Origin of the sequence: Nocardiopsis sp. FIRDI 009 (assembly GCF_003386285.1) — a bacterium.
GTDB lineage: Bacteria > Actinomycetota > Actinomycetes > Streptosporangiales > Streptosporangiaceae > Nocardiopsis.
Genome location: NZ_QPNC01000005.1, coordinates 56,318 through 80,782 on the forward strand (window position 1 = coordinate 56,318; position 24,465 = coordinate 80,782).

12 protein-coding genes are annotated in these 24,465 nt (G+C 73.0%); all 12 read left to right on the plus strand.

Annotation, left to right across the window (positions count from 1 at the left end):
* Nucleotides 1–17: 17 nt before the first annotated feature.
* The 12 genes from DVR05_RS02890 (at nucleotide 18) to DVR05_RS02945 (ending at nucleotide 24,423) form a co-directional block, all read left to right on the plus strand.
* The gene (locus tag DVR05_RS02890) at nucleotides 18–899 is read left to right on the plus strand and encodes an ABC transporter permease (RefSeq protein WP_116244235.1); all 882 of its coding nucleotides are present in this window, start codon (nucleotides 18–20) and stop codon (nucleotides 897–899) included.
* A gap of 5 nt (nucleotides 900–904) precedes the next feature.
* Nucleotides 905–1,975, plus strand: a complete 1,071-nt coding sequence (locus DVR05_RS02895) for an ABC transporter ATP-binding protein (protein ID WP_116244317.1) — start codon at nucleotides 905–907, stop codon at nucleotides 1,973–1,975.
* A gap of 7 nt (nucleotides 1,976–1,982) precedes the next feature.
* Nucleotides 1,983–3,017 (plus strand): ABC transporter ATP-binding protein, encoded by a 1,035-nt coding sequence (locus DVR05_RS02900; RefSeq protein ID WP_369974490.1) that lies wholly within the window; start codon nucleotides 1,983–1,985, stop codon nucleotides 3,015–3,017.
* A 4-nt stretch (nucleotides 3,018–3,021) separates the two neighbouring features.
* Nucleotides 3,022–3,210 (plus strand): hypothetical protein, encoded by a 189-nt coding sequence (locus tag DVR05_RS02905; RefSeq protein ID WP_116244237.1) that lies wholly within the window; start codon nucleotides 3,022–3,024, stop codon nucleotides 3,208–3,210.
* A complete protein-coding gene (locus DVR05_RS02910) occupies nucleotides 3,207–5,015 on the plus strand; it encodes an ABC transporter substrate-binding protein (RefSeq protein ID WP_116244238.1) in 1,809 nt (602 codons plus the stop codon). Before DVR05_RS02905 ends, DVR05_RS02910 begins: the two co-directional genes overlap by 4 nt.
* Nucleotides 5,016–5,724: 709 nt before the next feature.
* Nucleotides 5,725–8,283, plus strand: a complete 2,559-nt coding sequence (locus DVR05_RS02915) for a sensor histidine kinase KdpD (protein WP_232831950.1) — start codon at nucleotides 5,725–5,727, stop codon at nucleotides 8,281–8,283.
* Between the two features lie 88 nt (nucleotides 8,284–8,371).
* Nucleotides 8,372–8,797 carry a roadblock/LC7 domain-containing protein gene (locus tag DVR05_RS02920; protein ID WP_116244239.1) on the plus strand — a complete coding sequence of 142 codons (426 nt, stop codon included), beginning with the start codon at nucleotides 8,372–8,374 and terminating at the stop codon, nucleotides 8,795–8,797.
* A 51-nt stretch (nucleotides 8,798–8,848) separates the two neighbouring features.
* The gene (locus tag DVR05_RS02925; protein WP_017599750.1) at nucleotides 8,849–9,208 is read left to right on the plus strand and encodes a DUF742 domain-containing protein; all 360 of its coding nucleotides are present in this window, start codon (nucleotides 8,849–8,851) and stop codon (nucleotides 9,206–9,208) included.
* A 23-nt stretch (nucleotides 9,209–9,231) separates the two neighbouring features.
* Nucleotides 9,232–9,789 carry an ATP/GTP-binding protein gene (locus DVR05_RS02930; protein ID WP_116244240.1) on the plus strand — a complete coding sequence of 186 codons (558 nt, stop codon included), beginning with the start codon at nucleotides 9,232–9,234 and terminating at the stop codon, nucleotides 9,787–9,789.
* A 64-nt stretch (nucleotides 9,790–9,853) separates the two neighbouring features.
* Complete coding sequence (locus DVR05_RS02935) at nucleotides 9,854–11,119, plus strand: styrene monooxygenase/indole monooxygenase family protein (protein ID WP_116244241.1); 1,266 nt, start codon at nucleotides 9,854–9,856, stop codon at nucleotides 11,117–11,119.
* 526 nt (nucleotides 11,120–11,645) lie between these two features.
* A complete protein-coding gene (locus DVR05_RS02940; RefSeq protein ID WP_116244242.1) occupies nucleotides 11,646–19,688 on the plus strand; it encodes a type I polyketide synthase in 8,043 nt (2,680 codons plus the stop codon).
* Nucleotides 19,675–24,423 carry a type I polyketide synthase gene (locus tag DVR05_RS02945; protein WP_116244243.1) on the plus strand — a complete coding sequence of 1,583 codons (4,749 nt, stop codon included), beginning with the start codon at nucleotides 19,675–19,677 and terminating at the stop codon, nucleotides 24,421–24,423. Before DVR05_RS02940 ends, DVR05_RS02945 begins: the two co-directional genes overlap by 14 nt.
* The last annotated feature ends 42 nt before the right edge of the window (nucleotides 24,424–24,465 follow it).

Consider the following 24,465-nt stretch of genomic DNA (forward strand, 5'->3'; position numbering starts at 1 on the left):
CCCGGAGGGCCGCGACCATGACCACCGCCACCGCACCGCCCCCCGCCGCCGGTGTCTGGGGGAGCATCTGGCGGGGGCTGACCCACAGCACGAGCGGCTTCGTCGGCCTCTGCCTCGTCATCGGCGTCCTGCTGTTCTCCTTCGTCGGGCCACTGGTCGTCGACACGGACAACCCCACGGACGTCAGCCTCATCTGGGGGCCGGTGAACGCGGAGCACTGGCTCGGCACCAACCACGAGGGCAAGGACACCTTCGTCCAACTCGTGCTGGGCGGACGCGAACCCATCTGGGTCGGCGTCCTGGCCGCCGTCATCACCGTCGCCATCGCCGTCGTCCTCGGCGGGATCGCGGGGTACGTGCGCGGCCGGGTCGACCACCTCCTTCTCCAGCTCACCGACATCACGATGACCATCCCGTTCATCGTGCTGATGCTGGTCGTCGCCTCGTTCTACCGCACCGCCTCGCCGATGGTGGTCGCGCTCATCATCGGCCTGGTCACCTGGCCCCACCTGATGCGCTCCATCCGGGCCCAGGTGCTCAGCCTGCGCGAACGCGAGTTCGTCGAGGCCGCCCGCCTCCAGGACCTCGGAACCGCGCGCATCCTCTTCGTCGAGGTCATGCCCAACATGGCGGGCTACGTCTTCGTCAACTTCATCATCGCGATCACCAACGCGATCTACGCCGTGGTCGGCATGTACCTGCTCGGCCTGCTGCCCAGCACCGCCGACAACTGGGGCCTGATGATCCAGCAGGCATGGAACAACAACGCGTTCCTGCTGCCCACCGCCATGCCCTTCCTGATCGCCCCCATGGTGATGATCATGCTCTTCCAGATCGGCCTGGTCACCATGACCCGGTCCCTGGAACAGGCCCTCAACCCGCGACTCCGGGACAGGTGAGCCACGTGACCGACCACTCCACCACCCCGGAGGACACCGGGGCCCTGCTGTCCGTCAGCGGCGTGGACATCGGCTACCGCACCGGCAGGCGGACCGAGACCACCATCGTCCGCGACGTCTCCCTCGACCTGTACCCCGGGCAGTCCCTGGCCCTGGTGGGGGAGTCGGGCTGCGGCAAGACCACCCTCGGCCTGGGCCTGCTCCGCCTGCTCCCGCGCACCGGCCGGATCAGCGCCGGACGGATCCTCTTCCGCCGCAAGGACGGCCGCCGCGTGGACGTGCGCACCCTCGGCAAGGAGGAGCTGCGCCGGTTCCGCTGGAACGAGGCGGCGATGGTCTTCCAGGGCGCGATGAACGCCTTCAACCCGGTCCTGCGGATCGAGGACCACTTCACCGACACCTTCCGGGCCCACGAGAGCGGGCGCGGACGCCGACCGCGCGCACGGATCCTGGAGCGCTCCGCCGAACTGCTGGAGATGCTCCACCTCGATCCCGCCCGAGTCCTGCGCGCCCACCCGCACGAACTCTCCGGCGGCATGCGCCAGCGCGCCCTCATCGCGCTCGCCCTGGCCCTGGAACCGCAGCTGCTCATCCTCGACGAGCCCACCACCGCGCTGGACGTGCTCACCCAGCGCGCCATCGTCGAGCGCCTGGCCGAACTGCGCGAGCGGCTCGGTTTCTCGATGGTCTTCATCACCCATGACCTCGGTCTGGCCGCGGAGCTGTCCGACCGCGTCGCCACCATGTACGCGGGCCGGCTGATCGAGACCGGGACCACGCGCGACATCTTCCACCGGCCGCGCCACCCCTACACCTCGGCGCTGATCAACTCGGTGCCCTCCGTCTCCGGCGGCCGCACCCTCCCGGAGTCCCTGCCCGGCGGCCCGCCCAGCCTGGCCGCCCTGCCGCCCGGGTGCTCGTTCGCGCCGCGCTGCGCCCACGCGCTCGACCGGTGCTCCCGGACGCGGCCCGAACCGGAGCTGCTCCAGGAACGCGACCGGGGGATGAGCCACGCCGCGGCCTGCCTGCGCTCGACCGACACCGCACTCTTCGCCGAGGGGGCCACCCGTGACTGACCGGACCTTGCGGACCACCCCGCCGCCCGCGCCCGAGACGACCGCCGCCGACGGCGGCCCGGCCGCCGCGCAGCCCGTACTGACCCTGCGCGGCGTCCGACGGGAGTTCGACACCCCGCGCGGTCGGATCAGCGCCGTGGCCGGGGTCGACCTGGACGTGCGCCCCGGCTCCGTGGTGTGCCTGGTCGGCGAGTCCGGCTGTGGGAAGACCACCACCGCCAGGATCGCGGCCGGGCTGACCGCCCCCTCCGGCGGGTCCGTGCTCTTCCGGGGGCGCGACGTCGCCGCGATGGACAAGCGGGAGCGCGCCGGATTCCGCCGCTCCGTCCAGTACATCCACCAGGACCCCTACGCCTCGCTCAACCCGGTGCGCACGGTGTGGTCGACGGTCACGGCCGGGCTCCGCCGCCACCGGATGGTCGGCGGCCGGGCCGAGGCGCGCGGGGCCGCCGCCGAACTCCTGGAACGGGTCGACCTCACCCCGGCCGAGGACTACCTGGACAAGTACCCGCACCAGATGTCCGGCGGGCAGCGCCAGCGGGTCGCCGTGGCGCGCGCCCTGGCGATGAACCCGCAGGTGGTCATCGCCGACGAGTCCACGTCGATGCTGGACGTGTCGATCCGGGTCAGCATGCTCAACACCCTCGGCCGGCTCCGGGACGAGCTCGGCGTCGGGTTCCTCTTCATCACCCACGACCTGGCGGTGGCCAGGTACTTCGCCTGGGAGGGCGAGGTCGCGGTCATGTACCTGGGGCGGGTCGTCGAGCACGGACCCACCCCGCGCGTGGTCGGCGACCCGCGCCATCCCTACACCCGGGCGCTGGTCTCGGCGGTGTGCGAACCCGACCCCGACCTCGCCCGCGGCGGGGAGCGGTTCCGGCTGCGCTCGGCCGACGTCCCCGATCTGACCGACCCGCCCCCCGGATGCGACTTCCACCCGCGGTGCCCGCTCCACGAGGCGGGCGACTGCGACACCGTGCGGCCGCCGCTGGTCCGTCACCGGGACCGGTCGCTGTCCTGTCACGTGGTCACGAGGGGGTGAGCGGATGCTCCTCATCGGCCGCTTCGGCCTGCTCGTCGGCGCCTTCCTCACCCTGGCCAGCACCTTCACGGCCTGCCTCAACCCCCCTGGCACGGCCGAGTTCGTCATCAGCGTCGTCACCGTCGGTGTCGGGCTGCTCGTCGTCGCCCTCGGTCTGCTCGCCGTCCTACTGGAAAGGAAGCGACAAGAATGACCCCCACCCCCTCACCGGAGACGCTCATGCGGGACCTCAGCCGCCGACGGCTGCTCAGAGCGGTCGGCTTCGGCACGGCCGGGGCGGCGGGCGCCGGCGTCCTGGCCGCCTGCTCCGGGGGCGGAGAGGAGTCGGACGTCGCGCGGTTCACCGGGGTCTACGACTACGACCTGGACTCCAACACCCGCAACATGGCGGTCGAGGACGGCGCGCTCCTGCTCAACTCCGTCTACGAGGACCTGTTCCTGACCACCGGCGCCATGTACGACTGGCGCGAGCACACGTGGGAGTACCTCCTGTTGGAGGGCTCGGAGTGGGACGGGGACAACCTCGTCGTGACGCTCCGCCCCGGTCTGAGGTGGAGCGACGGCAGCGATCTGACCGCCGAGGACGTGATCCAGACCTACGCGATGGCGATCCTGGAGACGCCGCCGTGGTCCGTGGGCTTCCCCCAGGTCACCGAGCTCGAGCAGCTCGACGGTCTCAGTGTCCGGCTGGCCTTCGACGACCCCTTCGTCAACATCGAGCGCAGTATCCTCAAACGCCGGTTCGTCAGCAAGACGACCTACGCCGACTTCGGACCGCGCGCGGTCGAACTGGTCAACGCCGGGGTCCGCCAGGGCGACGACGAGCACGGCGAGTTCAACGCCGAGTTCATCGAGTTCAACCCGGACGAGATCATCTGCAGCGGGCCGTACATGTTCGACCGGTCCCGGATGTCGGACGCGAGCATCACGCTGGTGCGCAACGAGAACGGTTTCCGGGGGACCGAGGTGGGCTTCGACGAGGTCCTCATCCACCGGGGTGACAACCGCCAGGCCGCGCTGCTGTTCCAACAGGGCGAGGTGGACTACTCGTCGCTGGCCCCCACCGCCGCCGACCAGCGGGCCTTCCAGAGCGTGGAGGGGTTCCGCTGGGTGGAGCACACCGGTTACGACGGTTGCGGCGTCATGTTCAACTACGCCGCCAGACCCGAGCTCAAGGACGTCCGTGTCCGCCGGGCGCTCGCCCACCTCCTCGACGGCGACACCATCGGCCGGGTGGCGCGCGGTGAGGCCTACGAGGGGGTCCGGTACTACGCGGGGCTCGTGGACGTCCAGGCGGAGGAGATCTTCACCGAGGAGGAGCTGGGCCGGTTCACCCACTACGGGTACGACCCCGAACGCGCCGCCGAACTGCTGGAGGAGGCCGGGTGGACCCTGGAGGACGGGACCTGGCACCTGCCCAACGGCGACGAGGCCAGCTTCGAGGTGATCGGGGTGTCCGGCTGGAGCGACTTCGAACTGACCGCCGTGCAGGTGGAGGAGGCATGGAACGGCTTCGGGATCCCGACCACGGCGACCAACGTGCCCTCGGACAACCCCTGGGGCATCTGGGGCGCGGGTGACTTCGAGGTGGCGGTCCGCCACTGGGGCAACCCCGAGATCCCGGACTACTGGGGCGCCTTCCAGATGAACTTCCTGCTGGAGAACGCCGGTACCGAGGACGCGCCGGGCCAGTCCTTCGACCTGGAGGTCGAGAGTCCGTCGCTGGGCGAGGTCGACCTGGCGGCGCTGGTCGAGGAGGCCAAGCGGGCCGGGTCGCTGGAGGAGCAGCGCGAGACCCTGCTGACGATGGCCACGATCTTCAACGAGCTGCTGCCGCGGATCCCGATCTGGACCTACCGGTACCTGGCCCCCGCGTTGGAGGGGGTGCGGGTCGAGGGCTTCGACGCCGAGCTTCCGTCGGACGCCAACCAGATGTACCAGGACAACCACGTCATGCTGGCGCTGATCCAGGGGAACCTGCGACCGGCGGGGGAGTGATCCGGTCGCCGGTGCGGGCCGGTCTCCGGTGAGGGGTGGGGCCGCGCGGCCCCACCCCTCAGCCGTGCGTAGGGCGGATGCGAGTCGTGTGACCACGGTTGGTCGTGTGACTCGGGACACATGTCCTGGGTTGGGTGGCCAATGTCATGAAGTCGGCAAAACAGACAATCAGGATCTAAGGGATAAAGCGACTTTGTCTGTGTTTTCGCACGTCACCAGTGGTGTGTTGAGGTCCTTTCGGATGCTTCTCGGATTCTCCTGCCAAGCGGGAGGGCCTTTGTTAGTCTGACGATCCGAACGGCGGTTCTCGGCGGATGTACAGGAATTGTGCCGGACGTGGATACTTGTCTCCGGATAGGGCGTTACTCTCCTTGTCCTGGTATCCAATCGTGCGTGCCACCTCCACCGTGGATCCCGTTCCGGCGTTCCCCCGGCGTACGGGACGCCCGTCGCCACGGGGTCCCTGCGCGGTCCTCGCGGCGGCGCCTCCCTGGTCAGGGCGGTGATGCGGGGCCACCGCCGATCCGCCCACCTGATGCGAGGAGACGAGACTGTGGCACAGGCCCCGTCACCGCACGAACGCGATGGCAACCCCCTGGCCGAGATGAAGTCGACGGAGGATGGGCGAGGAGGAAGGTTCCGCCGGGCCATCTCACGGATGGTCAAGTCCCAGAACCCCCCGTCACCGGAGACCGAGCGAGGACATCCCGTGCATCAGCCCGTGCATCCGCACTCGCGGTCCGACGAGCCCCCCAAGGCCCCCAAGGACGGGGGCGGCGACCGGCGCTCCGCCGGTCCCACGCGCTCGGAGGACGACCCGTCCGACCGGCCCGTCGGACCGTTCTCCGCCTCGGCGGAGAAGGGCTACCGCCCCGCGACCCGCACGAGCGTCCCGAATCCCTACACCACCCGGCGCCTGGAGATCGACGACGTCGACACCGGCGCGCGCTCGGTCGGACAGTGGCGGGGCATGGGCCTCGACGAGCCCGACCCGCGCGGCCGACCCAGGACCACCGACTCCCCGGCACACATGAGCGACACCACCCCGAACACGGGCGCCGCGGCGCGGCCCACCACCGGACCACAGCCCCGGACGGCCGAGGGCTCCGCTGAGCAGGACCAGCGGGAACCGGCCGCCCCGGCGCCTCCCGCGGACGACGCGGCGCACAGCACCGACACACCCCGGCACACCTCGGAACCCGCCGCCCACCGGGCCCCCTCCCGGCAGGGGGCCGACGGCACGCGTGCCACCCACACCCCGCGCACCGGCGAGAACGGCCCCGTCCGATCCGCCTCCCCCGAACCCTCGGGCGAGGGGGACCGGCGCACGTCGGCGACCGGCAAGCACGGGGCCGACCCCCTGGAGGGAGGTTCGCGCATGGACGACCAGCCGAACCCGTACGGGACAGCCGAACCCCGGACCACGGATCCGACGACCGGCCAGTACGCCGAACGGAGTGAGACCGCCGATCCCGGTCCGCACGCGCGGGCACGGGAATCCGCGGTGCCGCCCGCCGGAGCGCCCGGACCCGGCCCGGTGCCCCCGGGGCAGGCTCCCGATCCGACCACCGGGACGTGGCCGCAGGCCGTCCACCCCCTGCACCCCCTGCACGCCCCGCAGGGCCACCCGCCCCAGGCCGCCCCCGCCCAGCCCGGGTTCCACGGGCCCGTCGGCGGCCAGGGGTACCCGACGTACGCCGGGTACCCGGGACAGCCCCCGTACCCGGGGCAGGCGGCCCACCACGCCCACCCGCCCCACCAGGGGCCCGGCTACCAGCCCGCGCCGGTCCAGCACCACCCGGCCCCCTACGCGCCGCCGCACCCGATGGTGGCCTACCAGAACCCCTATCCGGTCCCGTACCAGCCGCCCGGCTACGTGTTCCCCGGCCAGCCGGTGGTCCTCCCCGGCCAGTTCCCGGTCTACGGCCAGCCCGTCCACCACGTCATCGTGCTGACCTCCGGGCAGGCCCCGCAGGTGATCACCGCCGAACCGGCCGCCGACCGCGCCGAGCCGGAGCGCGAGGGCCGGACCGAGGCAGGGAGGGGCGAGACCGGGCGGGACGGCGACGAGGACACCCCCCACGCACGGGGGGTCGCCGAGGAGGCCGCCGCCGAACCGGCCGCGGACGACGCCTCCGCCGGTGCGGAGGAGGAGGCCCCCACGGCCGAGCGGGACGACGACGGTGACCGGGACGGGGCCGCCCAGGGCGGCACCGAGGGCGAGTCGGACCGGGAGGGCCTGCTCAACGAGGCGCTGGCCGGTCTGGCCATGCGCGACCTGTCCCTGGTCGACACCCTCCTGGAGACGGTCGAGGAACTGGAGACCGATGCCCAGGACCCCGATCTGCTCGACAAGCTCTTCCAGATCGACAACCTCGCGACCCGCATGCGGCGGAACGGGGAGAACTTCCTGGTGCTGACCGGCCACGACGGCGGCGAGTCCGACGCCCACGACGAGATCGTCCCGCTCCTGGACGTCGCCCGCGCCGCGACCTCCGAGATCAAGGACTACCCCCGTGTCCGGCTGGGCAAGCTCCCCCAGACGTCCATCACCGGTATGGCCGCCGACGACATCAGCCACCTGCTCGCCGAGTTGCTGGACAACGCGACCGCCAACTCCCCCGAGCACTCCCAGGTCGTGGTCAGCGCCCGCGAACTCGACGACGGCCGCCTGATGATCGTGGTCGAGGACGAGGGCGTGGGCATCCCCGAGGCCCAGCTGACCGAGCTCAACCGGAGGCTCGCCGGAGCCCCCGTGCTGGACGACGAGGTGCCGCGGCACATGGGCCTGTACGTCGCCAGCCGGATCGCGCGCAGGCACGGCCTGGAGGCCCGCCTGGAGTCGCGCTCCTTCCGGGGGGTCAACGCCTACGCGATCATCCCCAAGGACCTCCTGCGCGTGGCCACGCCACCGATCCCGGGCCAGGCCCGCACCTCGACGGTGCCCGCCACGTCGGCGTCGCGGCCCCCCGTGGTCCCCCCGCCCGTGACCGGGGCCAACGGTGTGAACGGCAGTGCGTCCGCCCAACCCCTCGGCGGCGGAGACTCCGCCGTCACCTCGGCCGGGCTGCCCCGCCGCAGCGCCACCCCGCACGGTTCGCCCCTGCGGATGATGCCCCCGCCGGACCACTCCTCCGAACCGCCCGCCGACGCGCCGCCGAAGCTGACCGGTGATGCGCGGGCGGAGCAGATCCGCGACGAACTCGGAGACTTCCTCGACGGCGAACGGGAAGCCCTCGAGGACCGGCCGGACGGAGAGGACACGTGATCCCCCTCTCTCCCCGGTCCCTCCCCCGGGTGCCGACACGCACCCCCCGAACCCCCGAACCCGACCCTCGGCCCAGGCAGGTAGAGCGATGACCGAACCCGTTAACGACAGCGTTGAGAACTTCTCCTGGCTCATCGACCGGTTCGTCCGGGACGTCCGCGGAGTCGAGCACGCCGTGGTCGTCTCGTCCGACGGGCTGGTGCTGACCCACTCCAGCGACTTTCCGGAGGAACACGCCGAACAGCTCGCGGCGATCGCCAGCGGCCTGCACAGCCTGGCCGTCGGCGGCGCCGGGCTCTTCCAGCGCGGCGAGTGCGAGCAGCTCCTCGTCCGCTTCAACAAGGGTCACCTGTTCATCATGGCCATCAGCGACGGTTCGTGCATGGCCGTCCTCACCTCCCCGGGCAGCGAGCTCAAACTCATCGGCTTCCAGATGACCAAGCTCGTGGAGAACGTCGCGCACGTGCTCACGCCCCAGCTGCGATCGCAACTGCGCGAGGTCATCCAGAACTGAGCCGGCGACCCGTAGCGGTTCGGCAGGGATCACGAGAAGGTTGCCACTGACATGAGCTTCCGCAGGCGAAGGAGTAACCGCGTCCGCCCGTTCACCTTCACGGGCGGGCGGACGCGGTCGCGGCATCCGCTGATGGTGCAGACCCTGGTCTCGACGTCCGAGCCCGGGAAGGAACCTCCGAGCACCCTCATGCCGGAGTCGATCAACATCTACAGACTGTGCCGGGAGACGCGGTCACTCGCCGAGGTGTCGGCGGAGCTGAACATCCCCCTGGGCGTCACCCAGGTCCTGGTCAGCGACCTGGCCGAGCAGGACATGGTGTACATCCACCCGACCATCACCGGCAGCAGTCCATCGGAAAACCAGGTTCTGGAGAGGGCTCTTCGTGGTCTCGAACGACTTTTCCAGTGACAAACAGGTCGAATCGCAAGAAGATGTCGAGCAAGATCGTCATCGCCGGTGGCTTCGGCGCCGGCAAGACGACCTTGGTGAGCTCGGTCTCGGAGATTCCGCCGGTCACGACAGAGGCGATCATGACCGAGGCGAGCATCGGCCATGACGACACCTCGATCACACCCGACAAGACGACGACCACCGTCGCGATGGACTTCGGTCGCATCACCATCGACGACGAGCTGGTCATGTACATGTTCGGCACGCCGGGACAGGCGCGCTTCTGGTTCATGTGGGACGATCTCGTACGCGGCGCGGTGGGGGCCGTCGTCGTGGTCGACTGCCGGAGGCTCGCGGACTCCTTCGACGCGGTCGACTACTTCGAGACGAACCGGCGCATCCCCTACATCGTGGCGCTGAACAGGTTCGAGGGGCGGCTGGACTACACCGCCGAACAGGTCCGCGAGGCGTTGGAGGTCAGCCCGGAGGTACCGATCATCGACTTCGACGCGCGCCAGCGCAACTCGGGCGGCGACGTCCTCAAGACGCTGCTTCGGTACGCGTTGCAGCACAACCGTGCGAGTGAGCCCGTCGGCTGACGGGCGGGGAGCCGCCGCGCCCTCCCCACCGCCCCCGTAGACTCCCCAGGAAAGTTAGCGACAGATGCGCAAGATCCTTATCGTCGGAGCGGGCCACGCCGGTCTGCACCTGGCTCATGGGCTGCTGACCGAAGGCTACGACGTCACGGTGATCACGGGGCAGTCCTCCATGGAGATCCGCACCGGCAAGCCGGCGATCTCGCAGTTCACCTTCCCGACGGCCCTGAACTACGAGCGCCAACACGACCTCGACCTGTGGAGTGCCCTGTCACCGCAGATCAGGGAACAGAGAGTGCATCTGTATCCGGGCCGGGAACGGCCCGTGGTGACCTTCAAGGGCAAGACGGGCGAGGACAACGACTACATCGTCGCGGTCGACCGCCGTGTCAAGATGGCCGACTGGCTGGAGTACTTCGAGGACCGCGGCGGCAAGGTGGTCATCCACGGGGTCACCGTCACCGATCTCGACTACTTCTCCCGCATGTTCGAGCTCATCATCGTCGCCGTGGGCCACGGTGAGCTGGGTCAGCTCTTCGACTACGACGAGTCCCGGTTCAGCGGAGCCCGACCCCGCTCGATCGCCCAGGCGCAGGTCTACGACGTCTGGCCCGACGAGGACGGTGAGGAGAACATCGGCTGGGCGGCCTCCGCCGCGGAGGCGGGGAACATCATGTTCATCCCCGTCCTGGCCCAGGACGGCCCCTGCCACAACCTGCTGCTGGTCGACAAACGGGGCGGCCCGATGGACGCGTGGCCGGACCGGCCCGGTCCCGAGGAGCAGCTGCGCCGGATGAAGGACCTGCTCCGCCAGTACGCCCCGGACTACTTCGAGCGGGTCAAGGACGCCGTCCTGGTGGACGGACGCCGCAGCACGTTGATCGAGGACCTGACCCCTCAGGTACGCAACCCGGTGGGCGTCCTGCCCTCCGGCGGCCGTGTCCTGGGCATGGCCGACGTCGTCGTGACGATGGATCCCTACGTCGGCCAGAGCTGGAACAACTCCACCCGGTGCGCGAAGGCGTATCTGGAGAGCATCCTCGAACACGGCGACCGCCCCTTCGACGAGGAATTCCTGGTCAGGACCTTCGACCGGTTCTGGGAATTCGGACTGCACAACCAGATGTGGGCGGAGCTGAATTCCACATTGTGGGACGAGGGGGACCTGGCGCCGTTCTTCTACGACCTCCTCGACGGGGCCCGGGCGTACCCGGAGGTGGCGGACCGGTGGATCCGTGGCTGGGACTACCCGCCGGACTACGCGAACTGGCTCCTGGACCCGGATCTGGCCGCGGAGTACCTCAAGGAGGTCCGTGCCCGGCACGGGGACTGATGTCCGCCGCACCCGTACGCGAGCCCGATGTCCCGGCGACATCGGGCTCGTTGGTGTCCGAAAGATGAGATGAATGACCGATTACGTCATTGACCGAATTATCTTCAGGAGAGGCCGAAACCGGAGAGAGCGTTGTCATGCATCGTGAGCGGCGGTTACGATCCTTCGTGTTGGTGTCTGTAAGTGACACATAGCCAAGAGTGAGACTTCTGTACCGCTTGAGTGCTAGGTGTCTGTCGTCAGCGGAGCTGGTCCTCCTCCCCGGGGGGACGACCGTGTTGGAAGGGTGTTCCATGTCCCCCTGCGTGTGTCCCTTTCGTTTTCTCCGGAGCGTCGCAGCCACCGGTCGCACGGATTGACACAACGTGGCCACGAATGACGGCACACCCATCTCTCACCCATTCTGAACTGCGGAAAAGGTTGCTGGGCGCGTGCATCTGCACGGGACGGGACATCCGTCGCCGTGTGCCGTAGAAGCCCTCGTCCACGCGTGACGTGAACGTGGAACGCGATCGGAGGGAACGCGATGATCAGTGACCGCTCGAACACCGACCCCCGGGGCCCCGGCACCCCGGTCGCCGTGGTGGGGCTCGCCTGTCGCCTTCCCGGAGCCTCGACCCCCGAGGCGTTCTGGCGGCTGCTCTGCGAGGGTCGTGAGGCCATCACGGCACCCCCCGAACGGCTCGGCGCCCCCGCCGTCGAACGCGACCACCGCTGGGGCGGCTACCTGGACCGCGCCGAGGACTTCGACGCCGCCTTCTTCGGCGTCTCCCCCCGCGAGGCGCTGGCCATGGACCCCCAGCAGCGGCTCATGCTCGAACTGAGCTGGGAGGCGGTGGAGAACTCCCGCACCGCCCCCGACACCCTGCGCGGCTCCGACACCGGCGTGTTCACCGGGGCCATCGCCTCCGACTACGCGCTCGTCCAACAGCGCGGGGACCGGGCGGAGATCGGTCACCACACCCTGACCGGGACCCAGCGCGGCATGATCGCCAACCGGGTCTCCTACACGCTGGGCCTGTCCGGCCCCAGCCTGACCGTGGACAGCGGCCAGTCCTCGTCCCTGGTCAGCGTGTACATGGCCATGGAGAGCCTGCGCCGCGGGGAGTGCACCACCGCGCTCGCGGGCGGCGTGAACCTCATCCTGGCGCCGGAGAGCACCGAGAGCGTCGAGCGGTTCGGCGGGCTCTCCCCGGACGCCCACTGCTACACCCTCGACGCGCGAGCCAACGGTTACGCGCGGGGCGAGGGCGGAGCCGTGGTCGTCCTCAAGACCCTGGACCGGGCCCTGGCCGACGGAGACCGGATCCACGCGGTCCTGCGCGGGGGCGCGGTCAACAACTCGGGGGACACCGCCTACCTGGCCCGGCCCGACGCCCGGGGGCAGGAGGCGGTGCTGCGCGCCGCGCTGCGACGGGCCTCCGCCGAGCCGGGTCAGGTCGCCTACGTCGAGATGCACGGGACCGGAACCCCGGCGGGGGACCCGGTCGAGGCGGCCGCCCTCGGCGCGGTCTTCGGCCCGGGACGGGAGGAGGCGTTGCGGGTCGGCTCGGCCAAGACCAACATCGGTCACCTGGAGGGTGCGGCGGGCATCGTCGGCCTGGTCAAGACCGTGCTGAGCGTGGCGCACGGCCAACTGCCGCCCACCCGCAACTTCGCCGCCCCCCACCCGGCCATCGACCTCGAACGGCTGCGGCTCTCCCCCCAGCTGCACCGCGAACCCTGGCCCGCCGACGCACCCCTGGCCGGGGTCTCCTCCTTCGGCATGGGCGGTACCAACTGCCATCTGGTCGTGGGGCCCCCGCCTCCGCGCCAGCCCGAACCAGTCGGCAAAGGCAGGGGCGAGAGCGCCCTCGACCCGGTTCCGTGGGTACTCTCCGCCCGTTCCGAGGCGGCGCTGCGGGCCCAGGCATCGGCCCTGCACGCACACGTGTCGGCCCGGCCCGGCCTGCGCGCCGAGGACGTGGGGCTGTCCCTGGCGACCACCCGGACGGTGTTCGAGCACCGGGCGGTGATCCTCGCCTCCGGCGGCAGCGGGGCGCGCGAGCTGGAGTCGGTGCGCCCCGAACGGGCACCCGGAGGCGACGACGCCGGACCGGTCCTGGTCTTCCCCGGTCAGGGCGGCCAGTGGGCGGGTATGGCCCGTGACCTGCTCGACGGAGACGGCCCGCTCGCCCAGGTGTTCACCAAGCGCGTCCTGGAGTGCGAGCGTGCCCTGGACCCGCACGTGGACTGGTCGCTGGTCCAGGTCCTGCGCGGAGACCCGCGCGCCCCCTCCTTCGTCGGCCCCGGGGCCCGGGTGGACGTGGTCCAGCCGGTCCTGTGGGCCGTCATGGTCGCGCTGGCCGAGGTGTGGGCGGCGCTGGGGGTGCGTCCGGCCGCGGTGATCGGCCACTCCCAGGGCGAGATCGCCGCGGCCTGCGTGGCGGGCGCCCTCTCCCTGGAGGAGGCCGCGTGGGTCGTGGCGTTGCGCAGCCGGGCGCTGACCACGCTCTCCGGGACCGGCGGCATGGCCTCGCTCGGCCTGACCCCGCAACGCGCGCGGGAGCTGGTCGACGGGACGGACGACCTGTACCTGGCCGCGGTCAACGGCCCCGACTCCGTGCTGGTCTCCGGCGGTCCCGCCGCGGTGCGCCGCGCGGTGGACGACTGCGTCGACAACGGGGTGCACGGTGCCCTGGTCGACGTCGACTACGCGTCGCACTCCGCGCACGTGGAGCGGATCCGTGACGTCCTGGCCCAGCGGCTGGCCGGGATCGCGCCGCGTCCGGCGCGCGTGCCGTTCTTCTCGACCCTGACCGGCGCCGCCCTGGCCGAGGACGAGACCGCCCTGGACGCCGGGTACTGGTACCGCAACCTGAGCCACACGGTCCGCTTCGCCGAGGCGACCGAGGCCGCCGTCCAGGCCGGTCACAGGACGTTCCTCGAAGTCGGACCGCACCCCGTCCTGTCCTACGCGATCGAGCGCACCCTGGAGGCCGCGGGCACCCGGGGCGCCGTGCTGGAGACGTTGCGCCGCGACCGGGGTGACCAGGCCCAGCTGCTCACGGCGGCGGCCCGGGCCTTCACCCACGGGGTGGACGTGGACTGGGGCGCCCTGTTCGCGCGGACCAACGCGCGCCCGGTCGACCTGCCCACCTACCCGTTCCAGCGCACCCGGTTCTGGCCGCGGACCGCCCCGGCCACCGGTGCCCCGGCCACGGCGGACGCCTCCGCCCGGCGTCCGGGAAGGGGCGTCGGCGGCACGGAGGACACCCGCGCCCTGGTCATGTCGCTGTGCGCGAGGGTGCTCGAACAGGAGGCCCCGGCCGCGGGGGACGAGGGCAGGGCCTTCCGCGACCTGGGCTTCGACTCCGTCATGCTGCTCGAACTCGCCGAGCTGCTGGAGGAGGAGACCGGGGTCCACCTGGACGAGACGGCCCTGTTCGACCTGCCGACCCCCGCCGCGCTCGCGGACCACCTGATCGGCGGCGTCGACGGGAGCCCCACCGCCGACGCGACGTCGCCGAAGCCGACGGTCTCCCCCCACCGGAGCGCGCCGACCGACGACGACCCGATCGCCATCACCGCGATGGCGTGCCGCCTGCCGGGCGGGGCCGACTCCCCCGAACGGCTGTGGCGGCTGGTCGAGGACGGGGTGGACGCGATCGGGGACTTCCCGGACAACCGGGGCTGGGACCTCGACTCCCTCTACGACCCCGAACCGGGCGTCCCGGGACGCACCTACACGCGGTCCGGCGGGTTCCTGTACGACGCCGACATGTTCGACGCCGACTTCTTCGGCATCAGCCCCCGCGAGGCCGACGCCATGGACCCGCAGCAGCGCCTGCTGCTGGAGACCTCCTGGGAGGCGATCCACCGCGCGGGCCTGACCACCGACGACCTGCACGACCAGCAGGTCGGGGTGTTCGTCGGCGCGATGCCCACCGAGTACGGTCCGCGCCTGGCCGATCCGGGCGCGGGCGCCGACGGCGGCTACCGCCTCACGGGCAGCACACTGAGCGTGGCCTCGGGACGCATCGCCTACGTGCTGGGCCTGCGCGGGCCCGCGCTGACCATCGACACCGCGTGCTCGGCCTCCCTCGTGGCGCTGCACCAGGCGGTGGGGGCGATCCAGCGCGGTGAGTGCTCGATGGCCCTGGCCGGGGGCGCCACGGTGATGGCCACCCCCGGGATGTTCCTGGAGTTCGCCGCGCAGCGCGGACTCTCCCCCGACGGGCGCTGCCGCGCGTTCGGCGCCGGAGCGGACGGGACCGCGTGGGCGGAGGGGGCGGGGATGCTCCTGCTGGAGCGCGCCTCCCAGGCACGCCGCCACGGACGGCCCGTGCTGGCCCTGGTCAGGGGCAGCGCCGTCAACTCCGACGGGGCCAGCAACGGGTTGACCGCGCCCAACCGCGAGGCCCAGGAGCGGGTGATCCGGCGGGCGCTGGAGTCCGCCGGGCTGTCCCCGGACGAGGTCGACGCCGTGGAGGCGCACGGCACCGGGACCCGGCTGGGCGATCCGATCGAGGCGCGCGCGCTGAGCTCGGTGTACGGACGGGGGCGCGCGGACGGCCGTGACCTGCGGTTGGGGTCGCTCAAGTCCAACATCGGCCACACCCAGGCCGCCGCCGGGGTGGCCGGGGTGATCAAGACCGTGGAGGCGCTGCGGCACGGGCGTCTGCCCCGCACCCTGCACGTGGACGAGCCCACCGACGGGATCGAGTGGAAGGACAGCGGTCTGCGCCTCCTGCGGGAGGCGGAGCCGTGGCCGGACACCGGGCGTCCCCGCCGGGCCGCCGTGTCCTCCTTCGGTATCAGCGGGACCAACGCGCACGTGGTGCTGGAGGGCGTCGCCGACGAGGGCGCCCCCGTCACCGTCCCGGACCCGCCCTTCCGACGCAGGCGCCACTGGGTCGTGCCGGAGCCGCCGCGTGCCGCCGAGCCGGAGAACGTGGCCCGCCCCCTGCTCGACGACGGCCTGGCCCTCGCGGACGGGCGCACGGTGTTCACCGGCCTCCTCGACCCCGCCCGCCACCCCTGGGTCCGCGACCACGGGCTGCTGGGCAGGGTCGTCCTCCCGGGGACGGTCTTCGTCGACCTGGTCGCGCACGCGGCCCACCGGGTCGGAGCGCGGGCACTGGCCGAGCTGGCGCTGGAGGCGCCGCTGGTCCTGCGGCGGGACCACGCCGTCCACCTCCAGGTCATCGTCGAGCCCGGCGACGAGAGGGGGCGTCGGCGGGTCGGTGTCCACGCACGTGACGAGGGCGCCGACGACGCTTCGTGGACCCGGCACGCCTCGGGCTCCCTGGACGAGACGGAGCCGGAACCGGCGCGGACACCGGCCGGCCCCGAGGGCGGCGAGGCGGTCGTGGAGGCCGACTACGACCGGCTGGAACGGCGCGGCCACACCTACGGCCCCGCCTTCCGGGGGCTGCGCTCGGCACGGTGGGAGGACGGTGAGCTCGTCGCCGAGGTGGTCGCGCCCGACGTCCTGGACACGACCGCGCCCCTCCACGGCCCGCACCCGGCCCTGACGGACGCCGCGCTGCACGCGCTGCTCCTGCGCGAAGACGCAGACGGGGACGCACTCATGGTGCCGTTCACCTGGTCCGGCGTGCGTGTGGGCGCCCAGGGGGCCGATTCCGCGCCCCGCTCACTGCGTGCGCGCTGTACCGAGCTGGGCCCCTGGCGGTACCGGGTCGTGCTCGACGACGGGCACGGCGCCCCGGTCCTCACCGTCGACGAACTCGTCCTGCGCCCCTTCGACGAGAGCGACCTGCCCGCACCGGAGCCCGGAGAGCTGCCGGAACTGTACGAGATCGCATGGCGGCGGGTGGAGGTGCCCGACCCCGAGGTGTCGGCTCCCAGCGGACTGCCCGACCTCGTCTCCCTCGGCCCCGACGACCCGGTGCCGCCGGTCGTCTCCACCGAACTGCCCGCGGCGGTCGTCTACGTGGAGGACGCCCCCGTCACCGAGGCGGTGCGTGAGGGACTCGACTCCGTTCTGCAGACCGTCCGCGACTGGCTGACCGACGAGCGGTTCGCCCACGCGCGCCTGGCCGTCGTGACCTGGAGGGCGGTGCCCACCGGTCCCGGGACCCGGCTGAGCGGCCTGGCGGCGGCACCCGTGTGGGGCCTGCTGCGCGCGGCCCAGAGGGAGCATCCGGGACGGCTCGTGCTCGTGGACTCCGACGGTTCGGAGGACTCGCACCGGATGCTGGCCTCGGCCGTCACCCTGGACGAACCGCAGCTGGCCCTGCGGTCGGGGACGGTTCTGGTGCCCCGGCTCGTCCGTTCGGAGAACGGCCGTGATCGCACGCCTCCGGGGACGCTGTGGCGCCTGGACACCCGCGCCCCCGGGTCCCTCTCCGACATCGAGATGCTGGCGGCGGGTGAGGCCGCCCGCGAGCTCGGGCCGCACGAGGTGCGCCTGGCCGTGCGCGCGGCCGGGGTGAACTTCCGCGATGTGGTCGTGGCGCTCGGCATGGTCGGGAACGAGACCGGCATGGGCATCGAGGGGGCGGGGATCGTCCTGGAGACCGGTGCCGAGGTGTCCGACCTGGCACCGGGCGACCGGGTGTTCGGGATGTTCGACGGCGCCTTCGGGCCGATCGCGGTCGCCGACGCCCGCAGGCTGGCCCGGATGTCCCGGGACTGGACGTTCGAGCAGGCCGCGGCGATCCCCGTCGCCTTCCTCACCGCCTACCACGGACTCGTGGACCTGGCCGCGGTGCGTCCCGGCGAGAGCGTCCTGGTGCACGCCGCCGCCGGTGGGGTGGGGACGGCCGCCGTCCAGTTGGCCCGCCACATGGGCGCGCGGGTGTTCGGGACCGCCAGCCCGCACAAGTGGGCGGCCCTGGAGGAGTACGGGCTCACCGCTGACCGGCTCGCCTCCTCCCGCACCCTGGAGTTCGAGAAACGGCTGCGCGCCGCCAACGACGGCCGCGGTATGGACGTGGTCCTCAACGCGCTCGGCGGCGAGTTCGTCGACGCGTCGCTGCGGCTCCTGCGCTCACCGGGGGACGGGGAGGGGCCCGGCGGACGGTTCGTGGAGATGGGCAAGACCGACATCCGCTCCCGGGACGAGGTCGCCGCCACCCACCCCGGCCGCGACTACCAGGCGTTCAACCTCCCCGACGTCGAGCCGGAGCGGATCGGGCAGATGCTCGCCCGGGTGGTCGAGCTGTTTGACGGCGGTGTCCTGAAGCCGCCGCCGACCACCACCTACGACCTCCGGCGGGCGGGGGACGCCCTGCGCGTCCTGCAACGCGGTGAGAACGTCGGCAAGCTGGTCCTCACCGTCCCGGCACCCTTCCCGCAGGACCGCACGGTCCTGGTCACCGGAGGCACCGGCGTTCTGGGGCACCGCCTGGCCCGTCACCTGGTCGCCGGTTACGGGGCACGCGACCTGCTGCTGGTCAGCCGAAGCGGATCCGGAGCCGAGGGACAGCAGGACCGCACCGCCGAACTGGCCGCCCTGGGCGCCCGGGTGCGCGTCGTCGCCTGCGACGTCGCCGACCGCGACGCCCTCGCCGCGGTCCTGGCGGACCTGGACCGCCCCCTCGGTGCGGTGGTGCACGCCACGGGGCTGCTCGACGACGCCCCCGTCACCGACCTCACCCCGGGACGGGTCGACCGCGTGCTGCGCCCCAAGGTGGACGGGGCGTGGAACCTGCACGAGCTCACGGCCGACACGGACCTGGGCGCGTTCGTCCTGTTCTCCTCCGCCGTCGGGGTGCTGGGCAACCCCGGACAGGCCCACTACGCGGCGGGCAACGTCTTCTGCGACGCCCTGGCCCACCACCGGCGCGAGCGCGGGTTGCCCGCGACCTCCCTCGCGTGGGGGCTGTGGGACGGTCCGACCGGTATGACCGGGCACCTGACCGCGGCGCAGACCAGGGCGATGGGCAGGTCCGGCATGGCGCCGATGCCGCCGGAGGCGGCCCTGCGCCTGTTCGACACGGCACTGTGGCGGGACGTGTCGTACGCCGTTCCCACCTGGATCGACTCCACCGCGGACGCCGACCTCGCCCCGCTGCGGGACCTGGTCACCCGCCGTCCGGCGGGCCGGGAGAGCCCAGGCGCCCCCGGCGCCGCCTCCGAGGCGGCGGGCGGGCGGGCGTCCACCGGTGCCGCCGAACGCGTCGCGGCGCTGCCGGAGGCCGAACGGGAGCGCGCCCTCCTGGCCGAGGTGCGCACCCACCTGGCCGTCGTCCTCGGCCATGATCCGGGCGCGCCCCGCGTGGACGCGGACCGGCCCTTCCGCGAGTTCGGTCTGGACTCCCTGACCGGACTGGAACTGCGCAACCGGCTCGCCGCGGCGCTCGGGGTGCGCGTTCCGGGCACCGCCGTCTTCGACCACCCCACCCCGCGCGCGCTCGCGCGGCTGCTGGCGGACCTCGTGGCCCCCGAAGCGCCGGAGGTCCCCCAGCCCAGGCCCACCGACGTGTCGGGTCCCGAACCCGACACCGGGGCGGAGGGGGAGGGGATCGACGCGATGGACGTCGACGACCTCGTGAACCTCGCCATGCAAGGAGAGGCCCACCGATCCCCACATGGACAGGAGACAGCAGATGACGTCCGATGACCACCGTCTGGTGGCGGCGCTCAGGTCCGCACTCAAGGAGAACGCCCGGCTGCGCGAGCAGCTCGACGACGTCGCGTCCCGTGAACCGATCGCCGTCGTGGGCATGGAGTGCCGCCTCCCGGGCGGCGTCGACTCACCGGAGGACCTGTGGGACCTGCTCGTCGACGGCCGCGAGACGGTGGGACCGCTGCCGGATGACCGCGGATGGGATCTGGCGTCGCTCCTCGGCGAGGGCGGCCGCGAGCCCCGCTCCGCGATGAGACGGGGGTCCTTCCTCGACGGCCCCGGCGACTTCGACCCCGGCCTGTTCGGGATCTCCCCGCGTGAGGCGGAGGCGATGGACCCGCAGCAGCGCCTGCTGCTGGAGGTGGCCTGGACGTCCCTGGAGCGCTCCGGGGTCGCGCCCGACTCGCTCGCGGGCTCGGACACCGGTGTCTACGTCGGCGCGCTGGCCCCCGAGTACGGGCCGAGACTGCCCGAGGCGCCGCCGGACGGGCTGGCGATGACCGGGACGTCGCTCAGCGTGGCCTCGGGCCGGTTGTCGTACACGCTGGGACTGACGGGCCCCGCGTTGACGGTGGACACGGCGTGTTCGTCGTCGTTGGTGGCCGTGCACCTGGCCGTGCGCGCGCTGCGGGCGGGGGAGTGCTCGCTCGCCCTGGCGGGCGGGGTCACCGTCATGTCCTCACCGGGGCCGCTCACCGAGTTCACCACCCTGGGCGGACTGGCGTCGGACGGCCGGTGCAAGGCGTTCGGCGCGGGCGCGGACGGCGCCGCCTTCTCGGAGGGGGCGGGGATGGTCGTCCTGGAGCGGCTGTCCGACGCCCGCCGCAACGGACGCCGCGTCCTGGCGGTGATCCGGGGCAGCGCCGTCAACTCCGACGGCGCCTCCAACGGGCTGACCGCGCCCAACGGCCCCTCCCAGGAGCGGGTGATCCGCCACGCGCTGGCCGACGCCCGCCTGGGACCGGGCGACGTCGACGCGGTGGAGGCGCACGGCACCGGCACCACGCTGGGCGACCCGATCGAGGCCCAGGCGCTGCTGGCCACCTACGGGCGGGACCGCCCCGAGGACCGGCCGCTGTGGCTGGGCTCCCTCAAGTCCAACCTGGGGCACACCCAGGCGGCGGCCGGGGTCGCCGGACTCATCAAACTGGTGCTGTCCCTGCGCCACGGGAGACTGCCCCGGACCCTGCACGCCGACACACCCACCCCCCACGTGGACTGGTCCTCGGGAGCGGTGCGCCTGCTGACCGAGGAGCGGCGCTGGGAGCGGTCGGACCGGCCGCGCAGGGCGGCGGTGTCGTCCTTCGGGATGAGCGGGACCAACGCCCACCTCATCGTGGAACAGGCACCCGACGGCGCCCGGGACCGGGCCGACGGGAACACACCGCGCACCGACCGGCTCCCCGTCCCCCTGCCCTGGACGCTCTCGGCCCGTGACGGCGCCGCCCTGCGCGCACAGGCCGAGCGCCTCCGCGACCACCTTCAGGACCACCCCGAGGCCGACCTCGCCGACGTCGGCTGGTCGTTGGCCACCACCCGGTCCGCGCTGGAGCACCGGGCGGTCGCCGTCGCCCGGGACCGGGCGGGGTACCTGGCGGCCCTCGACGCGGTGGCCGGGGGACGGGCGCACCCGGGCGCGGTGGTCGGCACGGCCCGGGGCGGCCACCAGCCCGTGTTCGTCTTCCCCGGCCAGGGCGGCCAGTGGCCCGGTATGGCCGTCGACCTGCTGGACGCCTCGCCGGTGTTCGCGCGGCACATGGCCGAGTGCGAGTCCGCGCTGGCGCCGCACACCGACGTCTCGCTGACGGAGGTGCTGCGCTCGGGCGGCGCGCTCCTGGACCGGGTGGACGTGGTGCAACCCGTCCTGTGGGCGGTCATGGTCTCGCTCGCGGAGCTGTGGCGCTCCCACGGTGTGCGTCCCTCGGCCGTCGTGGGCCACTCCCAGGGGGAGATCGCCGCCGCCTGCGTGGCCGGGGCGCTCTCCCTGGAGGACGCCGCCCGCGTGGTGGCCCTGCGCAGCCGTGCGATCCTGGCGCTGTCGGGCACGGGCGCGATGGCCTCGGTCGGCCTACCCGAGCGGGAGGTGCGCGCGCACCTGGCCGGACTCGCCGCGGACGCGCACGTGGCCGCGGTCAACTCCCCGGAGTCGACCGTGGTCGCGGGCGAGCCCGCGGCGGTGCGCGGCCTGGTCGAGGAGTACGGGGCCCGGGGCGTCCACGCGCGGATGATCGCGGTGGACTACGCCTCGCACACCCCGCACGTGGAACGGCTGCGCGCACGGATCACCGAGGAGCTGGCCGGGATCACGCCCCGGCGGCCCGACGTGCCGATGTACTCCACCGTCACCGGCGGCCGCCTGGACGGGACCGCCCTGGACGCCGACTACTGGTACCGGGGGCTGGCGAGCCCGGTCGAGTTCGAGGCCGCCGCCCGCGAGCTGCTGGAGCACGGCCACGACGCGTTCGTCGAGGTCGGGCCGCACCCCGTCCTGGGCGCGGCCCTGCGGGAGACCGCCGAGGCGGCCGGAGCCCGCGACACGGTCGTCCTGGGCACGCTCCGCCGAGGCGAGGGCGGCCCCTCCCGGTTCGCCACCTCCCTGGCCGAGGCGCACGCGCACGGCGTCGACCCCGACTGGGAACGGGTGTTCGGCGGCGGTCGCCGCGTCGTCGACCTGCCCACCTACCCCTTCCAGCACCAGCGCTTCTGGCGGCCGGGCGGGCCGGACGGCTCCGCCCCGGGCACGGCCGGGTCCGCCTCCGGGGCGACCGACTCCCTGGACGAGTGGGTCTACGAGGAGGACTGGACTCCGGTCCAGGGGCACCCGGCGCGGACCACCCCCTCGGGGACCTGGCTGCTCTTCCGCCGGGGGGAGCTGGACGGGACGGTCGCCGCCTGCGTCTCGGCCCTGGACGCCCGCGGCCACCGGACCCGGGTCGTGGACCTGCCCCCGACCACCGACCGCCGCGGTCTGGCCGACCTCGTCGCCGACGCCCGCCGGGGGGCCGAGCCGATCGTCGGGGTGCTGTCCCTGGCCGCCCTGGGCGACGCCGAGGCGGGCATCACCCGGCCCACCCGTGCGTGGGGGCACCGCCACACCGTCCTGCTCGTCCAGGCGCTCGGCGACGCCGGGATCACCGCGCCGCTGTGGTGCCTCACCCGGGGCGCGGTTCCGGCCGACGGGGGAGTGACCGACCCGACCGCCGCGCTCGTGTGGGGGTTCGGCCGCGTGGCCGCCCAGGAGCACACCGACCGCTGGGGCGGGCTCGTCGACCTCCCCGACCCGCCCACCCGGGGAACCGGGGAACTGCTCGCCCGGGTCCTCACCGGGGAGACCGCCGGGGGCGAGGACCAGGTGGCGATCCGGGGCGGCCGCGTCCTCGCGCGCCGACTGGGCCGCGCACCGCTCGGCCGGGTCAGGGCCACCCGCCGCTGGGCACCCTCCGGAACCGTCCTGGTCACGGGGGGAACCGGGGCGCTGGGTTCGCACACCGCCCGCTGGCTGGCCCGGCGGGGCGCCGAGCACCTCCTCCTGGTCAGCCGCCGGGGAGGGGACTCGCCCGGGGCCGGGGAACTGGTCGAGGAGCTGCGCGCGGCCGGGCCCGAGGTGACCGTCGCCGCGTGCGACGTCGCCGACCGCGCCGCGTTGGCCGGTGTCCTGGCCGACATCCCCGAGGAGTATCCGCTGCGCGCGGTCGTCCACACGGCCGCCGCCCTGGACGACGGCTCCGTCGACTCGCTCACCCCCGACCAGGTGGCCTGCGCCCTGCGGGCCAAGGCGGACGGGGCGGTGCACCTGCACGAGCTGACGCGGGGCCTGGACCTGTCGGCCTTCGTCCTGTACTCCTCGGTCTCCGCCGTGTTCGGCGTGGCCGGGCAGGGCAACTACGCCCCGGGCAACGCGTTCTGCGAGGCGCTGGCCCACCACCGGCGCGCCCTCGGCCTCCCGGCCACCTCGGTGGCCTGGGGCGCGTGGTCGGGGCGGGGCATGGCCGAGGACGGGGCGGTCGCCGACCTGCTGCGCCGCCACGGCCTGCCGACGATGGACCCCGACGCGGCCGTCGGCGCGCTCGGGCACGCCCTCGACCGCGACCTGACCGCGCTGGCGATCGCCGACGTCGACTGGCCGCGGTTCCGCGCCGCGCTGACCGCCAACCGCCCCAGCCCCTTCGTCGGCGACCTGGGCCGAACGGCCGCCGAGAGCACCGGGACGGGCGGGGGCGCGGAGGGCGGCCTGGTGGAACGGCTGTCCGGGGCGGGGCGCGCCGAGCGGCGCCGAACCCTCACCGACCGCGTGTGCGAGACGGTCGCCGCGCTGCTCGGCTACCCGTCGGGTGAGGCGCTGGACGCCGACCGGGGGCTGAAGGACCTGGGCCTGGACTCGGTGACCGCGATCGAGCTGCGCAACCGCCTCTCCGCCCTCACCGGGCTGCGGCTGCCCTCGGGGCTGGCCTACTCCCACCCGACGTGCACGGCGCTCGGCCACCACCTGGAGGAGCGGCTGTTCGGGGACACCGAACGGATCGTCATGGCGCGCATCGACGGCATCGAGGCGGCCCTGGCCGAGCACGACGGCTCCGACCTGGACCGCGAAGCCGTCGCCCGCCGACTGCGCGGGCTGCTGGAGCGCCTGTCCCCGCCGGCCCCGCGCGACACCGGGGACGGCCACGACCTGGAGTCCGCCTCCAGGGAGGAGCTGTTCGCCTTCATCGACGAGGCCCTGCGCGACTGAGGGCCACCTCCACCCATCCGACCCGTTTCTCCCGATCCACCC